The organism is Shewanella sp. NFH-SH190041 (assembly GCF_024363255.1).
Taxonomy (GTDB): Bacteria; Pseudomonadota; Gammaproteobacteria; order Enterobacterales; family Shewanellaceae; genus Shewanella.
In genome coordinates this window covers 1,996,287-2,020,258 of record NZ_AP026070.1, presented here as the reverse complement: position 1 = coordinate 2,020,258, position 23,972 = coordinate 1,996,287, and the positions used below count along the sequence as shown (strand labels likewise).

Genomic DNA, 23,972 nt, shown 5'->3' with positions numbered 1-23,972 from the left:
CTCATGCCATTACCCTCAACCAACAGATAATGGCCTGAGAACTGAATTTACGCAGAAAAGGGGTTACAAGGTATGGGTGACTTTTTTCAGGCCTTTGGGCGCATCAGGATCTATACCCCGCGCAATCGCCACAGCCGCGACATCTATATAAAAGCGTTGCAGCAGTGCCAATGGTGCGACCCTAGGATGAATATTGGCGCCAGTCTGATGTAAATGAACCAGATCCGCACCACGGGCTTTGACATTTTCCACCTGTTCCAAATGGCTGTTCAAAGACTCATCCTGCACAGTTACATCAATCATGTTGAGCTGGTTTTCCACCAGAGTTACTGGCCCGTGAAGAAACTCTGCACTGGAAAATGCTTCTGCATGAATGCCACAGACTTCTTTCATTTTCAGAGCAATCTCTTTAGATACTGCATAACCCAGTCCTCGTCCTAACACCACTAGATTACGTACTTGGGCCATACTATCTGGCAATAATTGAGGTTGACTGTCCACGGCCTGTTGTAATGCTGTAGGCAATGACGTAATTGCCTGTTTCAAACTAGGACTGTTACTCCAGGCGCTGGCAATATGTAATAGCGCTGACAGGGTAGCCAAATAACTCTTAGTTGCTGCTACCGCTTTTTCTTCTCCGGCTTTCAGTGGTAAAACTAAATCAACGATATTCTTTATTGGAGCGGTTTCATCATTCACCAAGGCAATGCAATAAGCACCTGCTTTTTTTGCCATTTCTGCTTGGGCAAGAATATCTGGGCTACGCCCTGACTGAGAAATGACTATCACCAGTGACTGATCCAATTTCAGTGTTCTGCCATAAACACTGGCCACTGACGGCGCGGCAGCAAACGTTGGCACCCCCAATTCCACTTCAAACAAATATTTGGCAAATACCCCCGCATGATCTGAACTACCACGCCCAATCATCATCACAAATTTCGGATCTAGCTGGCGCAGAGTCTCTCCTAATTGCGCCACAAGCACATCATTATTCAACAGTTGCTCAGCAACTTTACGCGGGGTTGAACGGGCTTCCAGTTCCATAATGGTATCAGTCATGGTCTCTCTCTCATTCAAATATCAATAATTAATCAGTTAATTTTTTCGCGTTTGTTATGCCGCATAGTGATTATGACCTGAAGTCGAATCATCCTTATCCCGACATTGCTGCTGTAAGGCAAAATAGACAGCACCAGCCTCAGGAGGCGCTAAGATTGGAGAAATCTGTGCTATCACATCAGCATCCAACCATTTTTGTAGCGGTTCAGACAATCCACCTACCATGGAGAATCGGGCAGGACTCAGGCTGAATAATTTCCGCGCTAACCGGCTTATATAGGCCGCACCCTCTTTCATAATATCAATGGCAACCAGATCGCCCTGCTCAGCACAACTAATTACAGCGCGAGCCATAGCGGCATAGTAACTTGAGGATTTACCTGCTAACGCTTCTACAATGCCAACGGCATCATTGGCATTACAGTGGGATAAAATTGCTGGCGTAAGGCTAGTTTTACAGGCAAAACCATCCAGATATAGCAATACATGTTCTGCTGCTTTTAACCCAATCCAGGCACCACTTCCTTTATCTCCCAGCGCAAAACCATGCCCCCCCAAACACAGAGTCTTATCACCAACCTGAGCAAAACCGCAGGACCCAGTCCCGGTGATGATTAAGGCACCATCGCTAGATTGATGCGCCCCAAGACAAGCCGCATGCAAGTCAGTAGTCAAATAAATCTTTTTAAAAGGATGCTGCCATCGCATCATCTTGTTATATAAATGCGGGACATTGACACCAGCCAGCCCCATCCCGGCAATCAAATCTGACATCAGACGTTGAGGTAACCCAGCATCAGCTAAAGCCAAGCCAGCAGACTCTATAATTGAATGAAAAGTTTGCTCCAGCCCATGGAGCGGATTAGCCCGGCCAGCTACACCTGTACCCAGCACTTCCAACCTGTGGGTATAAATACTGGCTCGACATTTGGTTCCACCACCATCAATACCGACATAAAGCGGTGCATTATTCTGTGCATGAATATTATGGTCATTCCACATTAAGCAACCCTCTTACGTTTTGTTACTGCGGGATATCCAGAGTAATAGAACATCTGGCTATAAATTTGTTGGCTTGATGCTAATGTAGAAAACCTAAGCTTGTCATTAAAATAAATCCCTAATTTAATTAAATAGAGAAGCAGTTCCTAAATATATAATTTTCTCGATCATCATCACTAAGAGCAAGCAGTATTAGTTTATTTTATGTTTACCCCATACATTTAACATATGTGGCATAGGCAAGGACAACCTACGCTTAAATAAAAAATTAACTCAACCTTAAAAGCGAGTTTATTAGCCAATGATTATTAGTTGGTACAAGCTTTTGGTAACTCTATATTTTTGTATGTATGAGGAAATATAAAGTGTGATGTTGGTTTAGTTTTTCATTATTTCTAATCTCTTATGCTGATATAAAATTATTCATCTTAACTTTTATACAGATAACATATCAGTAGATATTATTATCAACTACCTTATCACCACTAATCACTGCGAGTATCCCAAGAGTTATAACTGCTATCCAACCTAAATTACTCTCTACACACAATAAATGGCAAAAAATCTGCACCACAAAATAATCATATAAATCAACAACTTGTCTCAGTACAAGTTGCTGTAGCGCTGAGTATAATAAAAATCTATAACGCTATAAGAACGAAATATCGAGTATAGTTAAAACACTTTTCAATTTGTATCTAAGGATTAACTGTGTTTTATATTTATTTGTGATTAAGTCCAATTTTACTCTTGATTTTGATAATTTCGCCTCGTTGTTTTTTTTAATTTTATCCCTTAGCATTTCCGCAGTGTCGATTTTCGTGCAGCCAATATTTTTATGACTAAAGAATACCAGTATTTATGTATGAAAAAATACTGGCCGACACAAAAACCTAGATTACCAGCTTAGGTCAATACCGCCCAAGATTAAGTTAATTAACTCATTAACCATCGGGTTCTATAAACTATAGAGATTAAGCTATGACGACAACTGTTGCGAATAACGTAGGGTCAAAGCCAAAAAGCAGCTTGCTGCCAATGACTATCATAGGCGTATTATTTTTTATCTTTGGTTTTGTTACTTGGCTAAATGGATCACTGATCCCATTTTTAAAAATTATTTGTCAATTAAATGAGTTTCAAGCTTTATTTGTTACATTTGCTTTTTATATTGCCTATACCGTAATGGCCTTGCCTATGTCTTACATTTTAAAGCGGACTGGCTATAAAAATGGTATGGCACTGGGCTTGCTGATTATGGTTGTTGGCTCGCTGCTATTTATTCCAGCCGCACAAACGGCTAATTTTGTCTTCTTCCTAGTCGCCCTGTTTGTACTCGGTACAGGTCTGACAATTTTGCAAACGGCATCCAACCCTTATGTTGTCCATATTGGCCCAGCTGAAAGTGCTGCGATGCGCATCAGTATTATGGGGCTGATTAACAAAGGTGCTGGCGTGATTGTACCTATTCTATTCACCGCGCTGGTACTGTCTGGTTTGGACAACTTCAGCAGTGAGCACCTAGCCGCATTGTCTGCTGCAGAGCGCAATGTGCAAATTGAAGCGCTCTCTTCACGTTTGATAATGCCATATATTTACATGGCAGTTGCTCTGCTATTTTTGGTAGCGCTGGTGAAATTCTCCTCTCTGCCGGAACTGGAGTTTGAATCCGATGAAGAAAATCAAGAGAAAGGCAGTATTAGCCAATTCCCTCAAGTGGTATTAGGTTCTATAGCTCTGTTCTGCTATGTCGGCGTAGAAGTAATTGCTGGAGACACAATTGGTTTATATGGCCAGAGTTTAGGGGTGCAAAATTTTGCTTCATTAACCTCCTATACCATGGTGTTTATGGTGCTGGGTTATATCATTGGCGTCACTTGCATTCCTAAATATTTAAGCCAAGAAAAAGCCCTGCTTGGCTCAAGCATTGCCGGTGCATGTTGTATTCTTGGTATTATCTTTAGCAGTGCAGACAGCACAATGATCGCTGATATTCTTTGGGGCTGGACTAATATTCCAACTATTCCAGATACAGTAACCTTTGTTGCCATGATGGGACTGGCACACGCATTAGTATGGCCTTCAGTATGGCCATTGGCTCTACGTGGCTTAGGTAACTTTACAGCCCAAGGTTCAGCACTGCTAATTATGGGGATCTCGGGTGGTGCAATTCTTCCTCTGGTATTCGGCAAAGTAGCGGAAGCAACTGGCAATACAGGGCTAGGATATTGGGTAGCATTACCATGTTATTTGTTCATTCTCTTCTACGCCTTGAAAGGCCATAAAATGCGTAAATGGAAATAAACAAATCAAGGCCATATTAAATCCGTAACCATTGAAGCAGCTGGTATCTCAGCTGCTTTTTACTTTTATGTCTGCACACTTTCCATATTGATTACAACGATAACGCCAAGATGGGGGACCTTTCTGCTGGTCTGAATGGACGATGCCTTAACGCGCGGGGATTTTCAGGATAACGCTATATACAAGCTGCTGTTTTAGCGCTTTATTCTGTTATTAACGCCATGGATCAAGGAGCGCGTCATGAACCAGACGGATCTTCCCCTGCCCTGCCAATACTTTGTTACCCTCGACAACGGCATTACCCTGCACTACCTAGATGAAGGTCCACTGACTGATAATGCAACAGCAGATCACAGCCAAACAGTGATCTGGCTGCATGGCAGTGGCCCCGGCGCATCAGGCTTTAGTAATTTTAAAGGCAACTATCCGGCTTTTTCTCAAGCAGGCATGCGCAATCTCGTATTGGATTTACCCGGCTTTGGCCGCTCAGATAAACCCGAAGATGTGCGTTATGACTTGGACTTTTTCGTTACCTGTCTCAATGGTTTTATTCAGGCGCTGAAGCTTGGCCCTTGCGTACTGCTGGGGAACTCGCTGGGCGGGGCCATCGCCCTTGGGCAAGCACTGGCTCACCCAGAAACGGTCAGTAAATTAATCCTGATGGCGCCAGGCGGCGTGGAAGAGCGAGAAACCTATTTTGCCATGGAAGGGATCCGCCGCATGGTAGAGGTTTACGGCCAAGGGCCAATGGGCGTGCATGAAATGCGCGAAGTCATGAGCCTGCAACTCTTTGATTCTTCCCAACTCAGTGATGACATCTTACAGGAGCGTGCGGCTGTCGCCGTCACCCAGCCAGCTAATTTGTTTTCAACCATGATGGTGCCCAATATGACCCGTCGCCTTGATGAAATCAAAGTGCCGATGCTGGGGTTCTGGGGCAGCAATGATCTATTCAACCCGCCAGCAGGGGTATTTAAATTTCTGGATAACGCCCCGGATGCCAGATTTATTCTGCTTAACCGTTGCGGCCATTGGGTACAGGTGGAACATCAGCAGATGTTTAACCAAAGCTGTATTGATTTTCTCCGTCAAACCGCCTGAGTCGATGCAATAGGCACATAACCGTTCTGGCAACGTAGCAATTGAAGCGATAAGGAAAATCATATGCCACCGACACAACACAACGCACAATACCGTCACCTGTTATCTCCCGGTCGCATTGGCACCATGGCGCTGAAAAACCGCATGGTCATGGCACCGATGGGGGATAATTTTGCAGAAGCCGATGGCACCTGTACTGAGCGCATCCAAGCATTTTACGAAGCCAGAGCCAAAGGCGGTGCCGCCCTGCTCACCATGGGGGTGGGTGCCATTGCTTATCCTGCAGGCACGGCAGAGCCCTTTCAAGTGGGTATTTCCGACGATAAATTTATCCCCGGATTAAAGCAACTCACAGAACGGGTACATCAACACGGCGCCAAGATTGCCATTCAATTACAGCATGCCGGTAAAACCGCCGCCCGGGATATGGCCGAAGGCCGTGAGTTGTGGGTGCCCTCCATGCCGCCCCAGAGCCAAAGCGATATGTTTACCTCCCTCACCCGGGCGGAACTGGGGGCCTTTATTCGCCCCAAAGGCGGCAATGTCAAAATTCGTGTGATGGATCATGACGATATCAAGCAGATGGTCAGCTGGTTTGCCGATGCAGCCGAGCGGGCACAACGCGCCGGCTTTGATGGCGTAGAGCTGCATGCGGCCCACAGCTATATCATCGCTGGCTTTTTATCCCCTTATTACAACCGCCGAAAAGATGAATATGGTGGCAGTTATCACAACCGTACCCGGCTATTGCGTGAAGTTATGGCGGCGGTGCGCCAACGGGTGGGGCGAGATTATCCGGTTTGGTTACGGCTTGATGCCAAAGAGTTGCGAGTTGATGCTGGCATCAGCTTAGAGGAATGTTTGCAAACAGCGCAATTAGCCGAGCAATGTCAGATGGATGCTATCAGTGTCTCAGCCTATGCCAACCCCAGCAGTGGCGCAGCCTTTACTGAGGCTCCGTTGGTCAACCGTCCGGCAGGATTCCTCGATTGGGCTGCCCAAGTCAGTGATACAGTGGATATTCCGGTAACCGCCGTTGGTCGCATCGAGCTCGACGTGGCTGACAAAGCCATTGCCGAAGGGAAAATCAGTTTCCTCGCCATGGGGCGAAAACTGCTGGCCGATGCCGAGTTACCCAATAAAATTGCGGCTGGCACACTGGAGCAAATCCGCCCCTGTATTTACTGTTATGTCTGCGTCAGTCAAATATTTATCAATCAACGGGTTAAGTGTGCCGTTAACCCGGCCACCGGCCATGAAAGTGAAATGCAGCTGACGCTCAGCCAACACCCGAAACATATCGCCATCATCGGCGCAGGCCCTGGCGGCATGGAAGCGGCAGCATTACTGGCACGGCGTGGCCACAGAATTACCTTGCTGGAAAAAAGTGCCCGCCCCGGTGGCACCCTTTTCTTTGCCGCTATGGCCTACCCGGAAAATGGCCGACTGCTGGATTATCAAGTGCAGCGGTTAGATCACCCCAATATCACCGTTAAGCTCAATACCGAAGCCACGCCAGAATTATTGCAAGACTTGAATATTGATGAGGTTATTGTTGCCACCGGCGCACTTCGGGGTCGCCTTGATATTCCTGGCGCGGATGCCAAGCATGTCTGGTCCGGTGATGAACTGCGGCGTATTATGACGGGCGAAGGTAAAGATATCGCTAAGCAGAAGCTCTCTTTAGTGCAGCGAGCCATGCTTAGCTCCGGCCAATTAACCGGCATTACCGGCTCAATTGAAGCCACGCGCAAACTGTCTAACGTGTGGATGCCGCTGGGAGACAATGTCTGCATTATTGGTGGCGGATTGGTTGGTTTGGAGCTGGCAGAGTTTCTTGCTCACCGCGGCCGCAAAGTCAGTGTATTAGAGCCAGGCCCTGATCTGGGTGCAGAGCTAGCGATTGTTCGGCGCTGGCGGGTATTGCATGAGTTGAAAAAACTTGATGTTAATATCATCAAAAATGCCAATATTACCGAGATAACCAATGATGCTGTGCATTATGCCATGAATAAAATTGATTCAAACCACCAGCAGACGGCCGACATGACAGACAAGACTGACCATAATGCGCCCCAGCAACTGCAAGCTGATAGCATAATTCTGGCCAGCGGCGCTGAAACGGATACCCAACTGGCCACCAGTTTATCCACACAGGGTTGGACAGTACATACCGTGGGAGATTGTCAACAACTTGGCTATATTGAAGGCGCGATTCAATCAGCCACTCAAATTGCGCAATCGATTGACTAAACTGAGCTTTATTGATTGAAAGCAATTGATTTATGGCTCACTCATCGTACCTATCCTGAGTGAGCCAAGCGCTTATCTGTAGTAAGGGCGCTGCATTGAGACCCATAAGTGTTGCGTGGACATCAAATTAGGTATCGCACAAGAGTAGTAAAAGTAGCCGCTTAGCAGAATCACATCGGCAACCTGTAACATAAGCCCTATTACATAAGGCCTTCAGCACAAGATCTGGCGTCATCTGAAAGCCGCAGTGATAGACCAATAAGATTTGCTCACATTGGTCTATCACTACCACTTCACTTTAACCACGGAATAAGATAAAACAGATAAGTAAGACAAGGATATGTCTGACGTAGGCTTAATAAATGGCGCTTGGCTAATGCAGCTTTAACCGCAATATATTGTTGTTCTAGTAACGCTAACCAATCACCCAAAAGCCATTAATCAGTCCCAAGGATAATCAGTATTGTTAATGACACGATTAATGACACATAAGGATGCTGGATATGGACGGATTTTCCCCCTTTGATGTACTTCAAACCATGCTTGTTCCTTACATTGGCAGTGTTACATTGGCCTACCTTTCAATTACCCTACTCATTTATAAAACCCGGGTATTGGCATCCGTTAACCGCTTCACCCGTGAATATATTCATAATGTACTGGTGATTGTCAGTTTTGGGTTTATCACGTATCAATTTATGATTGATTAAAACCGCCATTGAAACGAACACTGGCTAGCATGCCTTTTACTAGCACCATATGACTCGCCAGTGACTTTGACATAGTAGCTTTGGCATAAATAGGTTTATCCCGTCCTCCACCAGCAAGCGATAAAGTTTCACTTAGCTCTGACTTAACTTTCACTTAGTACTGACGGAGCTAAGTACTAGCCGCTTGAACCACTAGCCACAAGTTACTCGTAAAATTACTAGCACACTCATCCAACCTAGTGAGATATCTCTGCCGATATTGATAGAGATAGGGTTAACGTGCCCGGCCACTTACTGATTACTTCTTCCCTCTTACATTACGCTCCCATTATTAGAAGAGCTGGATTAGAGTCTTAAATCATCTCTTTCTCAATTACATCCAATGCAATCTCACATAATGAAACTTAACGTCCCACCTAACGTCCCATCAGCCCAATTGAGGCAAAGCTTGTTTTAGCAAAAAACCGGTAAGTCAAAACGATTTCAACAAGGTCTGATTCGGTCAGAATCATTTTTAAGCTAATAGGTAAGAGCTAAAAAACAATACTCAGTGCAGTAAAGTTCAATGGGTGAAATTCAATGGGTGAAGTTCAGCGTCAACACCTAGAAAAACTCAAGCATAACAACATGCCTGTATATTTATACAGTTGTGTTAATTTCGCTTTTAGACTCATTAGAGTGCCTAATATGCCGCAATTTTATACAAATACGCCCAATCAGCATAAATTTCACCCAACACTTAACCTGAAATAGCTGCAATATGGCCTGCTAATCACCATGAATCAACAAATACTGTATTTGTATACAGTATTTGTATACAGTATTTGTATTTTACCGCTATATAGCCTTACTTTGAGCCAACTCAGTCGTAATACTCGGTCGTAATTAAGAGTAAAAACATCGACGTTAAACTTGCTGATCTCTTAATGCTTGTACAATTACTCAGCCAAAAATATGGATTCAACATTCGTTAAAGGCTAGGTCGGCTTTACTTTTAAGCGTGATATATTCTCTAATGATGGAAAAAATTTAGCCATTTATATTATTTTACAAAAATGGAAATCCAAACAAAGCACCAATAATTCCAATTGGGCTGATGGGCAAAGCCACATCTGCTACGAGTTCTGCAAGTCCTTCGCTAGCAACATCACTAGCTACAGATTCACCAACATGATTGGCCATTTCACCCGATAATGCTTCGGACACCGCATCATTTAAAACAGCATTGTCGATCCCGGAATCAATCACCATGGCGCTATCTAAGCTATTGGCGGCTTCGCTTGTGACAATAATGGGAATATCCGGGTTTGTTGCCAATGTCTCGTTGATATAAGAAACGCTATCGGTTGCTTTCAGCTGCATATCTGCTGCAATATCACCATCACTCATCAATGCAATATCAGATACAGGATGGTTAGTGGCTTCAAAGAGCATGGCATCCATACCTTGCGAATTGAGTGCGTTAACCACCTCTTGCTCAAACACAATCCCCTTGATGTTGCTGATATGCCCCGACATCGCGTCGGGGTTAACATTAGCAAAGTAATCAAGAATGTCGTCGTTACTTGCGAGTTTAAGCTCGTTATAACCTCGTCGGACGGCATCAAATACAGAAGAGTTAGAGAGCATTATCTTAACGACTCATTTCATCGATGACATTGCGAACAAGTACATGTTTTCTCTCATTTGCAATATGCCGTGCATCACCACTAAATGGATATGGTGCTTTCAATTTCTTATTCGCTCCCTTTTCGAGTAATATTCTTGCGACATTTGGACTGCCATTTACAGCACAAACCATAAGTGGAGAAAGGTTTCCATCAGTAAGAGCATTTATGTCTGCACCATTTTCGATAAGTAATTTTGCTGTAGATAAATGATCATACTCAGCAGCCAAATGTATGCTTCTGAAAGATTTATTTCCCATATTTACGTCAACACCATTAACGATGAGCTGACTTATTAGTTCATCTTGCGAATTTTTGACCAACAAACTAAGGGCGGTCATTGAAGAGCTATTACTAACGTTTGTATTTGCGCCTGCACTGATGACCGATTTGATGAAGTTTTCATCGCCTTTTTCTATTGCAAGAATTAACAGCGATTGACCATCTTCGTCTACTACATCAGGGTTAACTCCATTTTCTAACAATTCAGCTGCCAGCTTCATATGTCCATTTTTGAATGCTGAGAGCATGGCTGCTTCTGAATACTTGGCGCTGAATACCGCACCTTGAGCCAGGAGCTTGTCGACTACTTCCAAACGTTGTTTGAAGTAAGCGCCTGTAACCGCATTCCAACCATCATTGTTACACACATCGACAGCAGCTCCGTGCTTCAGCAAAAACTCAACTGCTTTGACTCGACCTTTCATTGATGCCCAAATCAAAGGCGTCCAGCCCTTGTCATTGCGGATGTTAACTTCAGCGCCTTTTTCGACCATTAACTCAGCGAGCTCAAAATATTCATTGTCTAAACAAAGTAACAATGCGCTGCTCATTTGTTGTGGTCGGTAGTTAGGGTTGGCACCTTTGTGTAACAGGGCTTGAGCAATATCCAAGAATCCCAGGTCAATCGCAAGCCTTAAGGGGTTATGACCGTGATGGTTTAAATCGAAACCATCACAATTCATAATCTCGTCGGCTAATTTTGAAAAACCATTTTTTAAAGCAAGCTCAAATGGTGTTGCTTCGTGCTCTTCAAAAACCGTGTTCACCAGCTCAGGTTGTTGTTCAAGTACACCTGCCAACAGCGCGCGGTGGCCTGACTCAATAGCTATCAACAGTTGTTTAGTCATTGTCAGTAATCTCTGAGACGTCTAACTCGATTTCGCCCGAAAGTAATTTTGGAAGTAAGGTATCACGCAGTGACGATAGCGTTTGATTTTCTTGGGCGTTTTGATGAATCTTATTGAGAAGAGCAGAAACTGCTTTATCAAAGGATTGAATAAGTGCTTCTGATGGCGTCAATACTGCCAGTTTCTCAAACATGCTCTTGTTAATAATCGGCATCGTACTTCCACTACTACCAACAAGAAATATCTCTTCGTGTCTTCTGCGTAGATTCACGAAAAGGATATTCCTTTCATACTCTTTTGCCACTACAACACTATTAATTTGTTGATTTGAAATGGCTAATGATGGTGAGATTACAGCCTTTCCCATTTGGCTACCAATGCAGGTCACGCAAATACTGTCTTCAGGAAGTAAATTCTTCTTTACCGTCTCGACACCAGATTCAGATAAGAAGCGCTTAGTTTCATTGACGAATACATCGCTATCGATATCTGATGGAGTGACGAATGGGACACCTTGTTCGGAGTATGCATCCTCAACTTTTTTTGGTGGTGTTTTACCTGTAATGACCTTACCGAAGTCCTTAATGGTTTTGATATCCCACCCCTCAGGAATCAAACCCAGTTCAGACTCAACGAGCTTTCTGGGAATAGCGAGGCAGTGGCAGCATCCATACCCTCAGGTTGCTCGCCATTCATCTTGGCTTTTATTGGTTCGAAATCGACAAACCATGACTTGAAGACGGCTTGCGCCATTTCTTCTAGAGTTTGGTTGGTTTGGGAATTTACACCAATCTTCAAGTCCTGTTTATCTAAGAAGTCAGCAATGCTTCTTTGCATACTTTTGACTCATCACAGGTAATCACAATAGCCAGATTAGTGATTGACACTTTAGGTGGCGACATCTTTATATCACCAGTGCCTCCCGCACCTCGGCACACGATCATTAACTGTGGTTCTTCATACATATAGCTAGGCAGATAGCCAACCGTCGTATAGCCACTATGTACTGGGTACAGCCCTGAATCTTCAATATCTTGTTTTCTTATGGTCTTGCCGTATTTAAACGTAGCAATTTCGCTTAGAGGCAATGAGATTAAATCAAAGCTCATAACCCAACCCCGCTAGGTTCTTTTTGATCTCAGCTTCTAGCGTCGCAGACTCAGCAAACTGATCGCTCAACTTAGCCGTTGGTGTAGCCATCTTCTCACCGAATGGAATGCCATCGTCCAGCTCTTCAGTTAAAAATTGCGCCCATTCTACCAGCCAACATTGGGTTTGCATTGATACCGGCCTAACTTAAAAGTGATTTTATGAGCTAAGGAGCACATCATGGTTGCTTGGAACAAAGGTAAACGAGTTGGTCAGAAGAAGGCGTTCAAACTAGAGGATATCTGGCGTATCCGTATTCGCTTGGAACTTGAGGAACGGCTGTTTGAGTTGGCGCTGTTTAACCTTGCTATTGATAGCAAACTGAGTGCGCAATCTAAAGGTGCAAGACGTCAGTCGCAGCGGCTGTGTGATGTCGAGAGCCATTGTTAAACAACAAAAGACCCAGCAAGAAGTTCACTTTGAGATAACCCCAAAGACACAGCAAACGCTGTCCCAGTGGATCATACAAAATGCCCATGCACCTACAGACTTCCTATTCCCCTGTCCACGCAGAGTGGGACAGCCGATTTCATACCATTACTACACCACGCTAGTGAACCGTTGGGTGACCGATATTGGCCTGGACAAAACCCAATATGGCACACATTCACTGCGCCGAACCAAGGCTTCTTTGATCTATGCCAAAACCAAGAACTTACGCGCTATTCAGCTACTTCTGGGCCATGCTAAGCTCGAAAGCACGATTGAATACCTTGGCGTCGAGATTGAAGATGTACTAAGGATTTCAGAGAGTTGTGAGACGTGAGTCATCAAATGAATATATACCGCACAAACTCAGCATTTATCAAAGTAGATACCAAACTTACCGCTATACTGCTTTGCGATGTAGAAATGTATCTGATGGTCTGCTATCACGTTCTTGACTAAGTTAATATCCGATTCATCAACTTTGCATCCAAAATATACGGCTTTCAAAGGTGCAGGCCATGGGTGCAATTTATTCCCATTTTCAACGATATGACGCCATTCTTGTTCATATTCCCAATGCTTTGACTTTGAATATAGTATCCGCTTCTTGTTTGATAAGGTTGCTGCGCTATCCATCAGAGACTTTGGACTCAATGTTGGGTGGTTATCCGTGTAAAATATAGGCTGTGTAGAATCAACGTCAGCAAGTAGGTCCCCATCTTTACGCTCAAACTCTAAACACATACCCTTATGGTCTTCGGCATAATGGGACCACATTAAAAGGTTCTTATTGCTATCTGCTAACGACAGAATTCCAAGCTCTTCAATACCCCGTTTAAACTGGCCTAGCTCTCCTTCTAAAGAAACTCTTTTATGCACAATTGCATCTGACATATCTTCACCAAAAATTTGTTGTAACTTTGATGGATCAGTTTCTTGTTCATATGAATGTAGCCTGCCTGTTACATGAAAACGTGTATCAAATGGGTCATTAAAACCTGCTGGTTTGGAATACCACATTTTCTTTTGCGAGAGGGCGTTTAATTGATTCTTTCCGATAGGGCAATATTTATAAAGAGATGTAACTTCTGGATGTTTCACGGTCTATCTTATTGTATTGATTACACAGCTCAATAATGAAGCTTTTTCGTCACAAATCATAGCGGTTTGAATGCATTGTGTGACCAAATAACTAAGTCGCTTTATGCCCCAATGGGTACTATCGCCGTAGAGGTCGGGCACGTCTCTGGATATAAGCGTGCCAGCGTCTTTGCTACATTAGCATTTAATGGATTGCATTCGGCATCATGAGACCCATATCTATAGTGGCTACATTTACTAGCCTGCACCATTACTAGGTTGTAAATCAAAGAGATATCAGCAGAGGTTAAGAGTTTGCAATACATATCGATATGAAGTTATTTTCCAAGTGTTTGATACTGAATAGATAATCTAGCTTCGTTTAATGGCATGATGGTCTTAGATTATTATGTAGGATAAAAATGATGGATCTGTACACAAATCGAATCTCAAAAAATGATTTCATTCAACACGGTATCATCGAGCATGTTGAAAATGATATGGACATCTTTATCGCATCTGCATTCTTCACTGAATCAGATGTGATTGATGATTTGATTGCCAAAAAATGTCATGTAAGAATCGTTGTTCGTCTTGGTTTTCCCACCTCCCCAGCAGCTCTTGAGAAGCTTCTGAATAACAAAAACGTCGAAGCCAGATTCTTCACAAGTAGTTCTTTCCATCCGAAGCTCTACATTTTTGGTGATAAAACGATTCTATTGGGTTCAGCCAACCTTACTCGCTCAGCCATTTTGTCTAACCAAGAGATTATGGTAGGAATTGATTCAGTTGATAACCGATTTGCTGAGCTTCAAGAATTGTTTGGTGATTATTGGAATGAGGCTGAAGTCCTTACCAAAGAAGCGATCAAGCAATATCGCAGTATTTATAACAAGTTCTCGCAAGTAAACAAGATGATCAAGGACTTGGACGACACTGTCACTGAGACAATGGGCGATGTGAACTTCTCGAATATTAACCGAGGCAAGAAGACAGCCAGCAAAAAGTCTATCTTTTTGGACTCCTACCGTAAATCTTATCAAGAAGCTATTACAGCGTTTAGACGTATTGAGGAGATCTACAAAACATTCGATAGAAAAGTCGATGCTGAGTTAATCCCACAACGACTAGAAATTGATTCCTTCTTCAGCTTCGTTCGTGACTTCTATGCGATACAAGATACATGGAAACACCAGACTCTTGGATGGGATGAACATCAAAAGTCCAGAGCCAAAGCTCTTATTGATGAATGGCTAACGACCAAGTGGGAACACTTTGAAGATCGCATCGTGCCGATAAACTATCCACTAATCAAACGCGTCTTAGGCTCGAAGGAATCAATCAAAGCAGCGACAATGAAAGAAATAGTTGATGCTCTTTGCGTGCTACATTCATTCCATGATCGATTCCGCTTTTACAAAGGGGGACTAGAGACCTTGAAAGCCTCTTTCATTGAGCATAATGAAGAACAAAGAGCAAAGAATACTCTAACTTATCTACTCTACGGCACAGGCGACGCCGTTGGACGAATGGCTGATTGTATCTATGATGACGAATACAAACTTAATGAGTTCGGTAAATCCAACGTTCAAGAGCTTATTGGATGGATTAACAAAGAAGAGCTACCTGTTATCAATGGGAGAACAACTAAAGTTCTCAGATATTTTGGTAATGATATTCGTCAGATTAGTGAATGAAAATAGACACATATAAACACAAAGTAAAATCAACAACGCTCACATGTTAACTAAAAAACATATCGCAAATTTCGAACAAGGGGATTCGACTTATGTGTTTTCAAACGTTCCATCGTGCTCAGTTTGCCATGAGGTGGTAGTCCCCCCTAAAAATAACAGCAGACGTTTGTTGATACCTACAGTAAAGTCGCTTTTGCCAAGTTATATAGCACCAAAACGCCAATTACTTCAGCTGATTTACTGAATGATAGGGTACTGCCTTTCTTCGTAGAGCAATCGTTACCTATGCTCCGCATCCTGACCGATAGAGGCACTGCCTTGCAATCAACGATATCGATCATACAAAAACAAAAGCGCGCCATCTACAAACAAATGGCATCTGCGAGCGCTTCCTCAAGACGATACTGAATGAGTTTTAACAGGTCACATTCCGTAAAAACCTCTACGACTCACTTGAGACGCTTCAGAAAGATCTGGACGAATGGCTCATGTATTACAACAATGAGCGAACTCATCAAGGAAAAATGTGCTGCGGTCGCCCCCTATGGATACATTAATCGATGGGAAATCGATTTGGGCAGAGAAGAAATTAGCCCAAATTTAATCTGACCGGCACCACTAAAAAACGGGTAACTGTCAGATCAGGTCTGAACCACTACAAATAGTGGGTATTTAGTGGTTATTTGATAGCCATATTATTTTATCTACCTGCTTCTAAGATTAGAATCACCCGACAATAGCGACTCCATCAGATACACCCATGCGGATTTTTATTATTACCTCGTCAAATGGTCAACATCATTCGGCGATTAACATGCTCCTCAAGCAACTACCTGGCTACGATTACTTGCAACAGCCAGATATGACTCTTATGCCAACAAACACGTCCGGCATGCGGGAGTACAATCCTCATCATCTTGCACGACTTATTCGCGATCACTCCAATGCAATCGTGGTACTAGAAGATACTAACGAAACATGGCTAACATCGTTATTCGGTAAATTAAATCAATACCTTAACACCACCTGCGGCATTTTAGTGCAATTGACGGATAATGAGAACCGGCCTCAATTACAGCATGATTGCACTTTATCTACTGCACTAAGAACACTAATAAAACCGCTTATCTGGCAAGAATATAAGCTTAAATACGCTTTTTCTGACAATGATTGGCTCAATCAGATCCATTATCAGCATCACAGACTCATCGAAACTCTCTTTAACATGGCTTCTCAACATGATGAAATTTCAGCAATGGTGCTATACGGGTCAACAGGCGCCAATCAACTTTCAAAAAATTCCGATATTGATTGTTTTATAGAAACAACGTTTTCAATCCAGTTAGTGCAGCACTTATTACAGGCACAACTTAATAAAGAAGTCATTCATTGTGACAGGCTAAATAATAAGCTAACGTTTCGTACCCGTGATAGCCTTTTACTGGAAGTGATATGTGGTAATAATATCGACAATATCGCGATATATTACCGGGAATCATGTATTGATAATGTTTATAGCACTGTGCTAAAGAATCGTCCTGAATTGATTACACAATTAACAGCATATTTACAACAACCGATTTTAGCGAAAGATAAAGCACTTCCCATTGCAGCAGAACTGTTCTTTTTATTTTGCTCCCTTCCCCACTTGATAGAAGCCGAAGACTGTTATAAATATGGATTTCATACGAATATCATGTTGCATTATGCCGTACAACTTGAGCACCTGCTGCTAGGAAATCTTGCGCATAATTATCTCCCCAAACAGGCAAAGAACCAGTTACCCAATTTTCCATGGGAAATCTTTACCATCAATTATCGTCAAATAGACAGAAAGCAATATCAAGATGTCTACCAATATCTACAGCAACTTTATTGTCGTCTAACTCAAGCGGAGTTAATTGAGCAAGGCCACTATTTTCAACCTCATGCAAAGCAGCTGCACACCTTGCCGCCTTGTCATCACTAAAGCGCTTTCTAATGCAATCTATTTCTCCAATATCGCCTGAGCATAGGCCCATTAATTACAAGCTATTTGCTATTTTAATAATCAGCGGTTTACTGCCAGCGCTTTATACTAGCGTCAGAATTTATTTTATCGGTGAGTTACCAAACCCTTGGGCTTATAGTCTGGCTGCACAGGCTGCATGGCTGAATATCGGCTATGAAGTCATCTCTGAAGCATTAATGCTCCCTTTACTCTATATGCTCGGTTAAACGAGCAATTCGCCAGAAATCACAGCGCAACGAAAATTGTATGCGTTATTAATCGTTTTAAGTTGTTACACACTGCTCTCCATTATCGTGTTAGCCGCAACACCACAAATTGTACTGGCGATGACAGTCAACCCAGAGCATCTGGTACAGACCTCAGCCTATATTCGGCTCGAAGCTATCGGGATTACTATTGGCGCAATAGCAACCTATGGTAATACGTTGCTGCTACTGGCGAACAGACACAAAGCAATTATTGGATTAGCGATTATTCGGTGCTTGGCCCTTATTTTGGCCGACACATTACTCGTCAGTCACTATTCATGCTCATTACAATTAGGTGTAAATTGGGTTGCTTGGGCTAATATCTGCGTCAATCTGATACTGAGCCTGACATTGGCATTAATGGTCTTTACAGAATTAAATCCCGGCTTTAAGCACTTAGCATCAAATATCACAAAACAGCGAACTTGGCTTAAACAGTGGTTGAGTATCGGCTGTCGCTCTGGCTTGGAATCTTTCGTCCGAAATACCGCCTTTATCATCATGATCCTACAAATGGTTAACCGAGTGAATGAAGCTGGCACTTTTTGGTTGACGAATCAATTTATCTGGAGTTGGTTACTACTGCCGGTATTAGCTTTAGGTAAAGTCATTCAGCGTGATGCCGCCTGCCATGCTGGTCTATCACCTCAACGCATTATCCACTATGCCTATATCATGGCGGGCATAGTATTGCTCTGGCTTGTCTCCATTCCTAGTTGGCCAACGGCACTAAATGCTCTAGTTGGCCAGCAACAAGCCGTTGCTGTAATGCGCCTGCTACTCATCATGCTGGGCTTTTACATTGTGTTTGCATTTAATCAGATCATTGATAGCTATTTTTATGGTGTTGGACGCACTGATATGATGCTGTATCAATCCCTGCTCGTTAATATCGGCTTTTATGGGGTAGTCTATATCCTCTATCAACACGGGATATTTATCCCAAGCCTTAACGGTATCGCAGTGATGTTTGGTATCGGGATCACTTTGGATGCCATCATTACATTATTACTTTATTTATATTTACAACGGCATCAGCATAAAGCTTCTAGGACTTCCGTTCTTTAGAGGATGATTTTTAAGCAACATGCAAATGGGTTGCAATCTCTTTCGCCAAAAAAATAAACCTATCTTCTAAAGTGCATAGAGAACAATATTAACTCACATAAGATAGGAACTGTTAATCCAGATAATTAAATCTTCTGAGCAAATAGGTAAGAGTAGAGGTGAAAGTACAAAGAAATGTTCATGCAGAACGTCTCGTAGAACAACCAGGAGAGATAAACACCTTTGTATGCAACAAAGGTTATAATGGCTCATCTTTCCACGTTTTTATCCAGCACAAAGGAGGTACACCCGGCATCGCAAAGCGCAATTATAGACAAAATATTAACAAGGATACGATGGATTAGTGCCTATAAGCATCGTCACTTTGTGAAAAATATTTTCGTAAGAATCAAACATTATTAAGCGGTTTCAAGCCGTCATTATAAGTTGAAAAGAAATGATGCCAACATGGTATCGCTGGCATTCGTGCCTATGTGGCTACCTATACATTACTGAACAAGCAATACATAGTACAGAACAACAGCCGCTAGTAACACTGCCATGATAAAGCCCATTCATTTTCTTTACCATCTGCTGTACCTTTAGCAAAATACCCTACTCCATTATCGCCCCACATCCAGTTTCCTTTTTCGGTGGTGTCAATTTGAAATACATATTCAGGGCAGGCTTTATGTTTATTCCATGGAGCCCAAAATATCTCTGATTGAATCAATGTAGGCCAGCCCCCAAATTTAAAGCCACTTACATTATCGAATAGATCATAATAATCATCATCGATCTCTTCAGGACACTCGATAGGAAAATCATTCCAACATGGATAGTCTTCCTCTATGACATGTGACTTCATTGGAAATGCTTTAATCAAACTGCCCGTTTCCATTTGGTTTAACGGTATCAGTTCAGATATATTTTCATAAGTGCGGATTTCCCAGTTATTTCCATTGGGAGTATCAATAGGTAATTCTTTTGGCCCGATAAAAACTGTAATAAATGCAATTCGTTCTAGCCCTTCAGGTTTAAATGGAAAATCAGTCAGATTTATCTGAGCCAAAGCATGCATCGGCTCACCATCTTGCATTGGCCAATCTTCACCAAACTTACAGAAAGACACTTTTCCAAACCAAGAATAAAAAGGATCTTCTGGAGGCCTAAATCCACCAATATCAAGAACGATAGCCTTACGTTTTATTTCTCTTCTGAATTCTTCGATTAATTTATTCATAATTGTTTCTCGTTACCACAGAACCCACCTTGACTACAGACTATTCAAGATCTCAGCAAAAATATTCAGTTTCCACCATGCTCCAAGATTACTCCGAAGCTAAACTAAAATATTAGCGAAAATGATCGCCAGCCAAGCATTTTACGTGATTTTTAATACATTTATTATGTGCGCTTGTATGCCTCTTCACGAGAGATACCAAGACTTACCAATAAATCCTCAAAATAGCCAACATCTTCTAACTCTCGATTATCCTCATAAGCTAAGCATAAAATAATTCTCATTTTTGCAACTTCCGGTGCATATATATTATAACCATCATTACAATCAACCCAAGACCACAAATCATCTTTCAACTGCTCAAGGTTAAGACTTTTATGTTCAATCCAATATTCTTTTAGTTGTGAGAAAATATTTTGTGCTAATGAAATCTCAGGTACACCAAGCTTTTCTACCCAAGAAATAATATGGGTTGCATACTTATAATTTTCATTCAATATAGGAAACTCCCAAAAGTACATAATGTCAGCTTAAGGGGCTAAAAACACATTGTTAACTCAAAATAGCCACCTTAAGCACCAAAATCCGAAAAACCAAATTTTTACCAAGCATTCTTATATTTTAAGTCCCTTTGAATCGCTTTTGTCAGTAGTAAGTTGAGATCTTACTAAAGCTGTATGGATTCTGATGACCAAGTAAATTTGATACTCGGAGTATATTACAACCATGTTGAAAATAAACAATTATACGGCATTATAACTCATAACTAGCAAAAACTATAACTCCACCTAGCTAAATCACTGCACAACCTAAATTTTTATATTCGTATGTACGACTAATTCCCTTTATTATTGTGTAATCATTTTCAAACGCAAAGGCTAGTTCCAATGAATAGTTTTCGGAGAGTTGCTCTACTAGCCATATAGCTTCACTAAATACGACACAAATAGTTAATCTGTATACTTTTCACTAATCCAATGTGACAAAAAGTACATAAATAAAATGTAAGTTTTCCAAATGAAATACGAACCAATTGACATAAAGCGTCCAGATTGTGAATACTTAGCAAAATTCGAAGGTCTATTTAAATTCTTATCGAAAAATAAAGTTCCCTTGGCGAAACAAAACCAACTCATCAGTGAAGTAGTTGGACAGTGCTTTCCAATTTCATTCCCAGGTAAATTGGAAAGCCCCTCTGAATCTAGCCAATATCTACGAAGTAGAGGTCATTTGAGAATTGAAGGTTATCCTTTACTTCAAATGATTTGGTTCGATGCTCTCACTGCCATGCAAATAGAAAGCTTAAGTTTAATTGGCATAATGATGCCTATTAGCAATGGAAAATACGAAACAAATTATTATCATAATGGGATAAAAAACATGCGAAAATAATTCTAATTTATGTTAAATAAACTGCCAGTTCATTACGATGTCATATAGCTAAAGTACACACCGTCATACATTCTTTTTGCGAAAAATCGAAATCTCGTCGTTCAAAAAATGGCACATAGTATAAATGACTAAAAACAGCTAAAATCGACTTCAGCGGGGGGGCTTAGTAGGCGTTATGTTCAATGAAAAGTAGCGAATTATTAACATTTTTAGACGCTAGGCAGCCAATGCCAAGTGATAAGCTAATCACTAAAGAGGAATGCAATACATTCATTGAGGCAATCAATTATTTCAAAAGCCATAAGTCAAATAAGTGTATTCCTCTTTTTATATTCAGTGTTAGTGATATTACGGGATTAGGCATGTATGAAAGTATTAGTGATGTGTTAATGTTTCAAGATAATGAGTATGTGAAAAAATATCTACGCTTAGGTCTTAAAACTGGCAGTGATGCAGTCAGGTACAGATGCTGTTGGTGGGCAAGCGATATTGAGGCATTGGATTTAGATAAAGAGATTATTCCACTTGTAAACCATGCTAATCAAAATGTCGGTGATGCCGCCAAAGCGTTTGTCCAATTAATAGATGAGATAAAGCTCTAAACGCTCCAAGGATTTATGGGATAGAGAATACTTGGCATGTACCATTTGAATCTTAAAGACAGAATTTTGTAATATTGATTACACCATCTTATATCAGTAGTGATAACTCATTATAAATGGGAAGATGTTATACATTCAGGTTAAACGAGATATACAAAATGATAACTAAAAGAATAACCCATCATCAATTTGCAAAGTTAAAAAATTTTGTAGATGCGTACTTATCTTCAACTGATTATATGTTCGCTCCAATAGTCCCCAAAGATATGGCTATAGGAAAACCTTACGACAATGGTTGGTCTGATTGGCAAGCCGTTGATAGCCCCGTAACTGATGATGATATAGTTCATGTAGAACAAATTCTTGGGTGTAAACTTCCACCCTTATTCTGTGGTTATTTAACATATAAATCACTGTTGATGACAGAGTTCGTGGTGAGGTTACCTCAAACACCTTGCAATGCTCCTTTAAAAGATTTTTTAAGTTATGCAAACTTGAGAGAAACTCTTCCCAATGGAATAGATTTATTGCCATTTGGCTATGATAGTAATGATGCAGGTTGTATTTGCTTTGATATCTCAAATGAAAACCACTATGACTATCCAATAGTTTTGTTCGATCATACAAAGTTTTATAAAGACAATGATTATAAAGGAGATTTAGTCTGGCAAAATTTTGAAGCGTTATTACAGCAAATAACTAACGAATTTATACTAGATAAATAAACAATGCGATATGAGTTCACAAATAGCAATAGTCAAAGGTTACACCCTAGGATTATTGCTATTTTATTCACACAAAACAACAACTAAACCACATAATTAACGATCATTTCTAGGTGCAGTATTTTAAGATTAATACCTTACATACGATCCTTGACAGTTTACAGGGAATAGTTTAAATGCCATTACCCTAGAAGCTCTGACTTCCTCTAGCCAATATTAACCGTTCTAATACAAGTATGCGAGATCCACGATAGCCCCCCCCCCAAAAAAAACAGCAGGCAGAGGAGGTAAAAGGCTATGCTCAGCAGTGACTTTAATTTTACAATCATGAACGACCACACAAAGCAAAATAATGCAGGATACCACTGATGGCTGCTTAACCTCTATTTTTAACTGCAATTAAAAAAGGAAGGACTACCAATGAAGAGTAAGATAAATGTTTAATATTAGTAATAAGATACAATTAAAGTTAGATGAATATGGTTGTAAGTATAAGATACTAAACCAAAATGAAATTTTTGATGCCTGGAAAGTATGTTTCACAAGTGAAAATTATATAAACTCTATCATCAAATTATGGAGAGAAACAGTTCCCGAGCTATCTGATTTTATAGATATTCTATCTAATAACCTCGTAGATGCTTGCCCTATAAATATATTTAATAAGCATGCTATAGTTTATTTAGTCAATATAAAGAATGAAGAGTACATTTATATAGGTTTTGCTCCAAAACATATTTCAGAAGATCACATATCTCCTCAATGTGACAAAATCCAAACATTGTTACATGATGGTTTTTTCTTTTTCCCAGGATTCTCCTGTGGGCCTTTAAGCTCTGAACAATGTTTAAGCTTGAACTCTTATGAATGGGAATACTTAGAAGAGAACTTTGAAAATTATCCATTTGGAATTAATTTATGTGATTATAAAATAATATTAAGCAATGCTGGCGGAGTTTATATGGTGTGCAACAAAGAGGGAAAAACTCTCGTATGGTATAATGATGAAGAACCAGATGCAGCTGAATTTTGGCCTGAATTAAATGAATTTATGATAATTGGGATGACGAATTGATAAAAATAATACGCATAAATTATTGTTCGAAATGTAAATATTTTA

22 protein-coding genes and 2 pseudogenes are annotated in these 23,972 nt (G+C 41.3%); 13 read left to right on the top strand and 11 right to left on the bottom strand.

Annotated elements, in window-relative coordinates; genetic code table 11:
- Positions 1–63 precede the first annotated feature (63 nt).
- Together nagB-II and nagK are read right to left on the bottom strand one after the other, a co-directional pair.
- Entirely contained in the window at positions 64–1,062 is a 999-nt protein-coding gene (gene nagB-II / locus NFHSH190041_RS08925) for a glucosamine-6-phosphate deaminase NagB-II (protein ID WP_261924873.1), read from the bottom strand.
- Positions 1,063–1,116: 54 nt separating this feature from the next.
- The gene (gene nagK, locus NFHSH190041_RS08920; protein ID WP_261924872.1) at positions 1,117–2,064 is read right to left on the bottom strand and encodes an N-acetylglucosamine kinase; all 948 of its coding nucleotides are present in this window, start codon (positions 2,062–2,064) and stop codon (positions 1,117–1,119) included.
- A 981-nt stretch (positions 2,065–3,045) separates the two neighbouring features.
- Between nagK and NFHSH190041_RS08915 the strand changes: the two genes are divergently transcribed.
- The 4 genes from NFHSH190041_RS08915 to NFHSH190041_RS08900 all read left to right on the top strand — a co-directional run bounded on the left by NFHSH190041_RS08915 (position 3,046) and on the right by NFHSH190041_RS08900 (position 8,432).
- Positions 3,046–4,368, top strand: coding sequence for a sugar MFS transporter (locus NFHSH190041_RS08915; protein ID WP_261924871.1), 1,323 nt, complete (start codon positions 3,046–3,048; stop codon positions 4,366–4,368).
- Between the two features lie 240 nt (positions 4,369–4,608).
- Positions 4,609–5,469 carry an alpha/beta fold hydrolase gene (locus NFHSH190041_RS08910; RefSeq protein ID WP_261924870.1) on the top strand — a complete coding sequence of 287 codons (861 nt, stop codon included), beginning with the start codon at positions 4,609–4,611 and terminating at the stop codon, positions 5,467–5,469.
- 63 nt (positions 5,470–5,532) lie between these two features.
- A complete protein-coding gene (locus NFHSH190041_RS08905; RefSeq protein ID WP_261924869.1) occupies positions 5,533–7,722 on the top strand; it encodes an NAD(P)/FAD-dependent oxidoreductase in 2,190 nt (729 codons plus the stop codon).
- A 503-nt stretch (positions 7,723–8,225) separates the two neighbouring features.
- Positions 8,226–8,432, top strand: coding sequence for a hypothetical protein (locus NFHSH190041_RS08900; protein WP_261924868.1), 207 nt, complete (start codon positions 8,226–8,228; stop codon positions 8,430–8,432).
- Positions 8,433–9,479: 1,047 nt separating this feature from the next.
- Here the strand turns inward: NFHSH190041_RS08900 and NFHSH190041_RS08895 are convergent.
- From NFHSH190041_RS08895 to NFHSH190041_RS08870, 6 genes are read right to left on the bottom strand one after another with little or no spacing between them, the layout of a single operon-like run.
- Positions 9,480–10,061: a cytochrome P450 gene (locus tag NFHSH190041_RS08895; RefSeq protein WP_261924867.1), complete on the bottom strand. Its 582-nt coding sequence runs from the start codon at positions 10,059–10,061 to the stop codon at positions 9,480–9,482.
- Between the two features lie 4 nt (positions 10,062–10,065).
- The gene (locus tag NFHSH190041_RS08890) at positions 10,066–11,229 is read right to left on the bottom strand and encodes an ankyrin repeat domain-containing protein (RefSeq protein ID WP_261924866.1); all 1,164 of its coding nucleotides are present in this window, start codon (positions 11,227–11,229) and stop codon (positions 10,066–10,068) included.
- Positions 11,222–11,845, bottom strand: a complete 624-nt coding sequence (locus NFHSH190041_RS08885) for a restriction endonuclease subunit S (RefSeq protein ID WP_261924865.1) — start codon at positions 11,843–11,845, stop codon at positions 11,222–11,224. Before NFHSH190041_RS08885 ends, NFHSH190041_RS08890 begins: the two co-directional genes overlap by 8 nt.
- On the bottom strand, positions 11,842–12,066 hold the full coding sequence (locus NFHSH190041_RS08880) for a hypothetical protein (protein ID WP_261924864.1): 225 nt from the start codon (positions 12,064–12,066) through the stop codon (positions 11,842–11,844). Before NFHSH190041_RS08880 ends, NFHSH190041_RS08885 begins: the two co-directional genes overlap by 4 nt.
- Positions 12,039–12,338 (bottom strand): hypothetical protein, encoded by a 300-nt coding sequence (locus NFHSH190041_RS08875; RefSeq protein ID WP_261924863.1) that lies wholly within the window; start codon positions 12,336–12,338, stop codon positions 12,039–12,041. The genes NFHSH190041_RS08880 and NFHSH190041_RS08875 overlap by 28 nt, the downstream gene beginning before the upstream one ends.
- Positions 12,328–12,510: a hypothetical protein gene (locus NFHSH190041_RS08870; RefSeq protein ID WP_261924862.1), complete on the bottom strand. Its 183-nt coding sequence runs from the start codon at positions 12,508–12,510 to the stop codon at positions 12,328–12,330. Before NFHSH190041_RS08870 ends, NFHSH190041_RS08875 begins: the two co-directional genes overlap by 11 nt.
- A gap of 48 nt (positions 12,511–12,558) precedes the next feature.
- On the opposite strand from NFHSH190041_RS08870, the pseudogene NFHSH190041_RS08865 reads away from it, so the two are divergent.
- Positions 12,559–13,144 (top strand): annotated as a pseudogene (locus NFHSH190041_RS08865) (tyrosine-type recombinase/integrase).
- A gap of 29 nt (positions 13,145–13,173) precedes the next feature.
- On the opposite strand, the gene NFHSH190041_RS08860 reads toward NFHSH190041_RS08865, so the two are convergent.
- Positions 13,174–13,908, bottom strand: coding sequence for a DUF2971 domain-containing protein (locus NFHSH190041_RS08860; protein WP_261924861.1), 735 nt, complete (start codon positions 13,906–13,908; stop codon positions 13,174–13,176).
- A 401-nt stretch (positions 13,909–14,309) separates the two neighbouring features.
- Here NFHSH190041_RS08860 and NFHSH190041_RS08855 point away from each other — a divergent pair, with 401 nt between their 5' ends.
- The 4 genes and pseudogenes from NFHSH190041_RS08855 to NFHSH190041_RS08840 all read left to right on the top strand — a co-directional run bounded on the left by NFHSH190041_RS08855 (position 14,310) and on the right by NFHSH190041_RS08840 (position 18,911).
- Positions 14,310–15,584, top strand: a complete 1,275-nt coding sequence (locus NFHSH190041_RS08855; RefSeq protein ID WP_261924860.1) for a phospholipase D-like domain-containing protein — start codon at positions 14,310–14,312, stop codon at positions 15,582–15,584.
- Between the two features lie 156 nt (positions 15,585–15,740).
- A pseudogene (locus NFHSH190041_RS08850) lies at positions 15,741–16,188 on the top strand (integrase core domain-containing protein); the annotation flags it as partial.
- Between the two features lie 156 nt (positions 16,189–16,344).
- Positions 16,345–17,553 (top strand): hypothetical protein, encoded by a 1,209-nt coding sequence (locus NFHSH190041_RS08845; protein ID WP_261924859.1) that lies wholly within the window; start codon positions 16,345–16,347, stop codon positions 17,551–17,553.
- Between the two features lie 266 nt (positions 17,554–17,819).
- Positions 17,820–18,911: an MATE family Na+-driven efflux transporter gene (locus NFHSH190041_RS08840; protein ID WP_410010872.1), complete on the top strand. Its 1,092-nt coding sequence runs from the start codon at positions 17,820–17,822 to the stop codon at positions 18,909–18,911.
- A 526-nt stretch (positions 18,912–19,437) separates the two neighbouring features.
- Here NFHSH190041_RS08840 and NFHSH190041_RS08835 read toward each other — a convergent pair.
- Together NFHSH190041_RS08835 and NFHSH190041_RS08830 are read right to left on the bottom strand one after the other, a co-directional pair.
- Positions 19,438–20,133, bottom strand: a complete 696-nt coding sequence (locus tag NFHSH190041_RS08835) for a YwqG family protein (RefSeq protein WP_261924857.1) — start codon at positions 20,131–20,133, stop codon at positions 19,438–19,440.
- Positions 20,134–20,297: 164 nt separating this feature from the next.
- Positions 20,298–20,630 (bottom strand): hypothetical protein, encoded by a 333-nt coding sequence (locus NFHSH190041_RS08830; RefSeq protein WP_261924856.1) that lies wholly within the window; start codon positions 20,628–20,630, stop codon positions 20,298–20,300.
- 520 nt (positions 20,631–21,150) lie between these two features.
- Between NFHSH190041_RS08830 and NFHSH190041_RS08825 the strand changes: the two genes are divergently transcribed.
- From NFHSH190041_RS08825 to NFHSH190041_RS08810, 4 genes are all read left to right on the top strand, one after another.
- A complete protein-coding gene (locus NFHSH190041_RS08825; RefSeq protein WP_261924855.1) occupies positions 21,151–21,525 on the top strand; it encodes a hypothetical protein in 375 nt (124 codons plus the stop codon).
- A 182-nt stretch (positions 21,526–21,707) separates the two neighbouring features.
- Entirely contained in the window at positions 21,708–22,127 is a 420-nt protein-coding gene (locus tag NFHSH190041_RS08820) for a hypothetical protein (RefSeq protein WP_261924854.1), read from the top strand.
- 158 nt (positions 22,128–22,285) lie between these two features.
- Positions 22,286–22,852, top strand: a complete 567-nt coding sequence (locus NFHSH190041_RS08815) for an SMI1/KNR4 family protein (protein ID WP_261924853.1) — start codon at positions 22,286–22,288, stop codon at positions 22,850–22,852.
- Between the two features lie 436 nt (positions 22,853–23,288).
- Entirely contained in the window at positions 23,289–23,927 is a 639-nt protein-coding gene (locus NFHSH190041_RS08810) for a hypothetical protein (RefSeq protein ID WP_261924852.1), read from the top strand.
- Positions 23,928–23,972 lie beyond the last annotated feature (45 nt).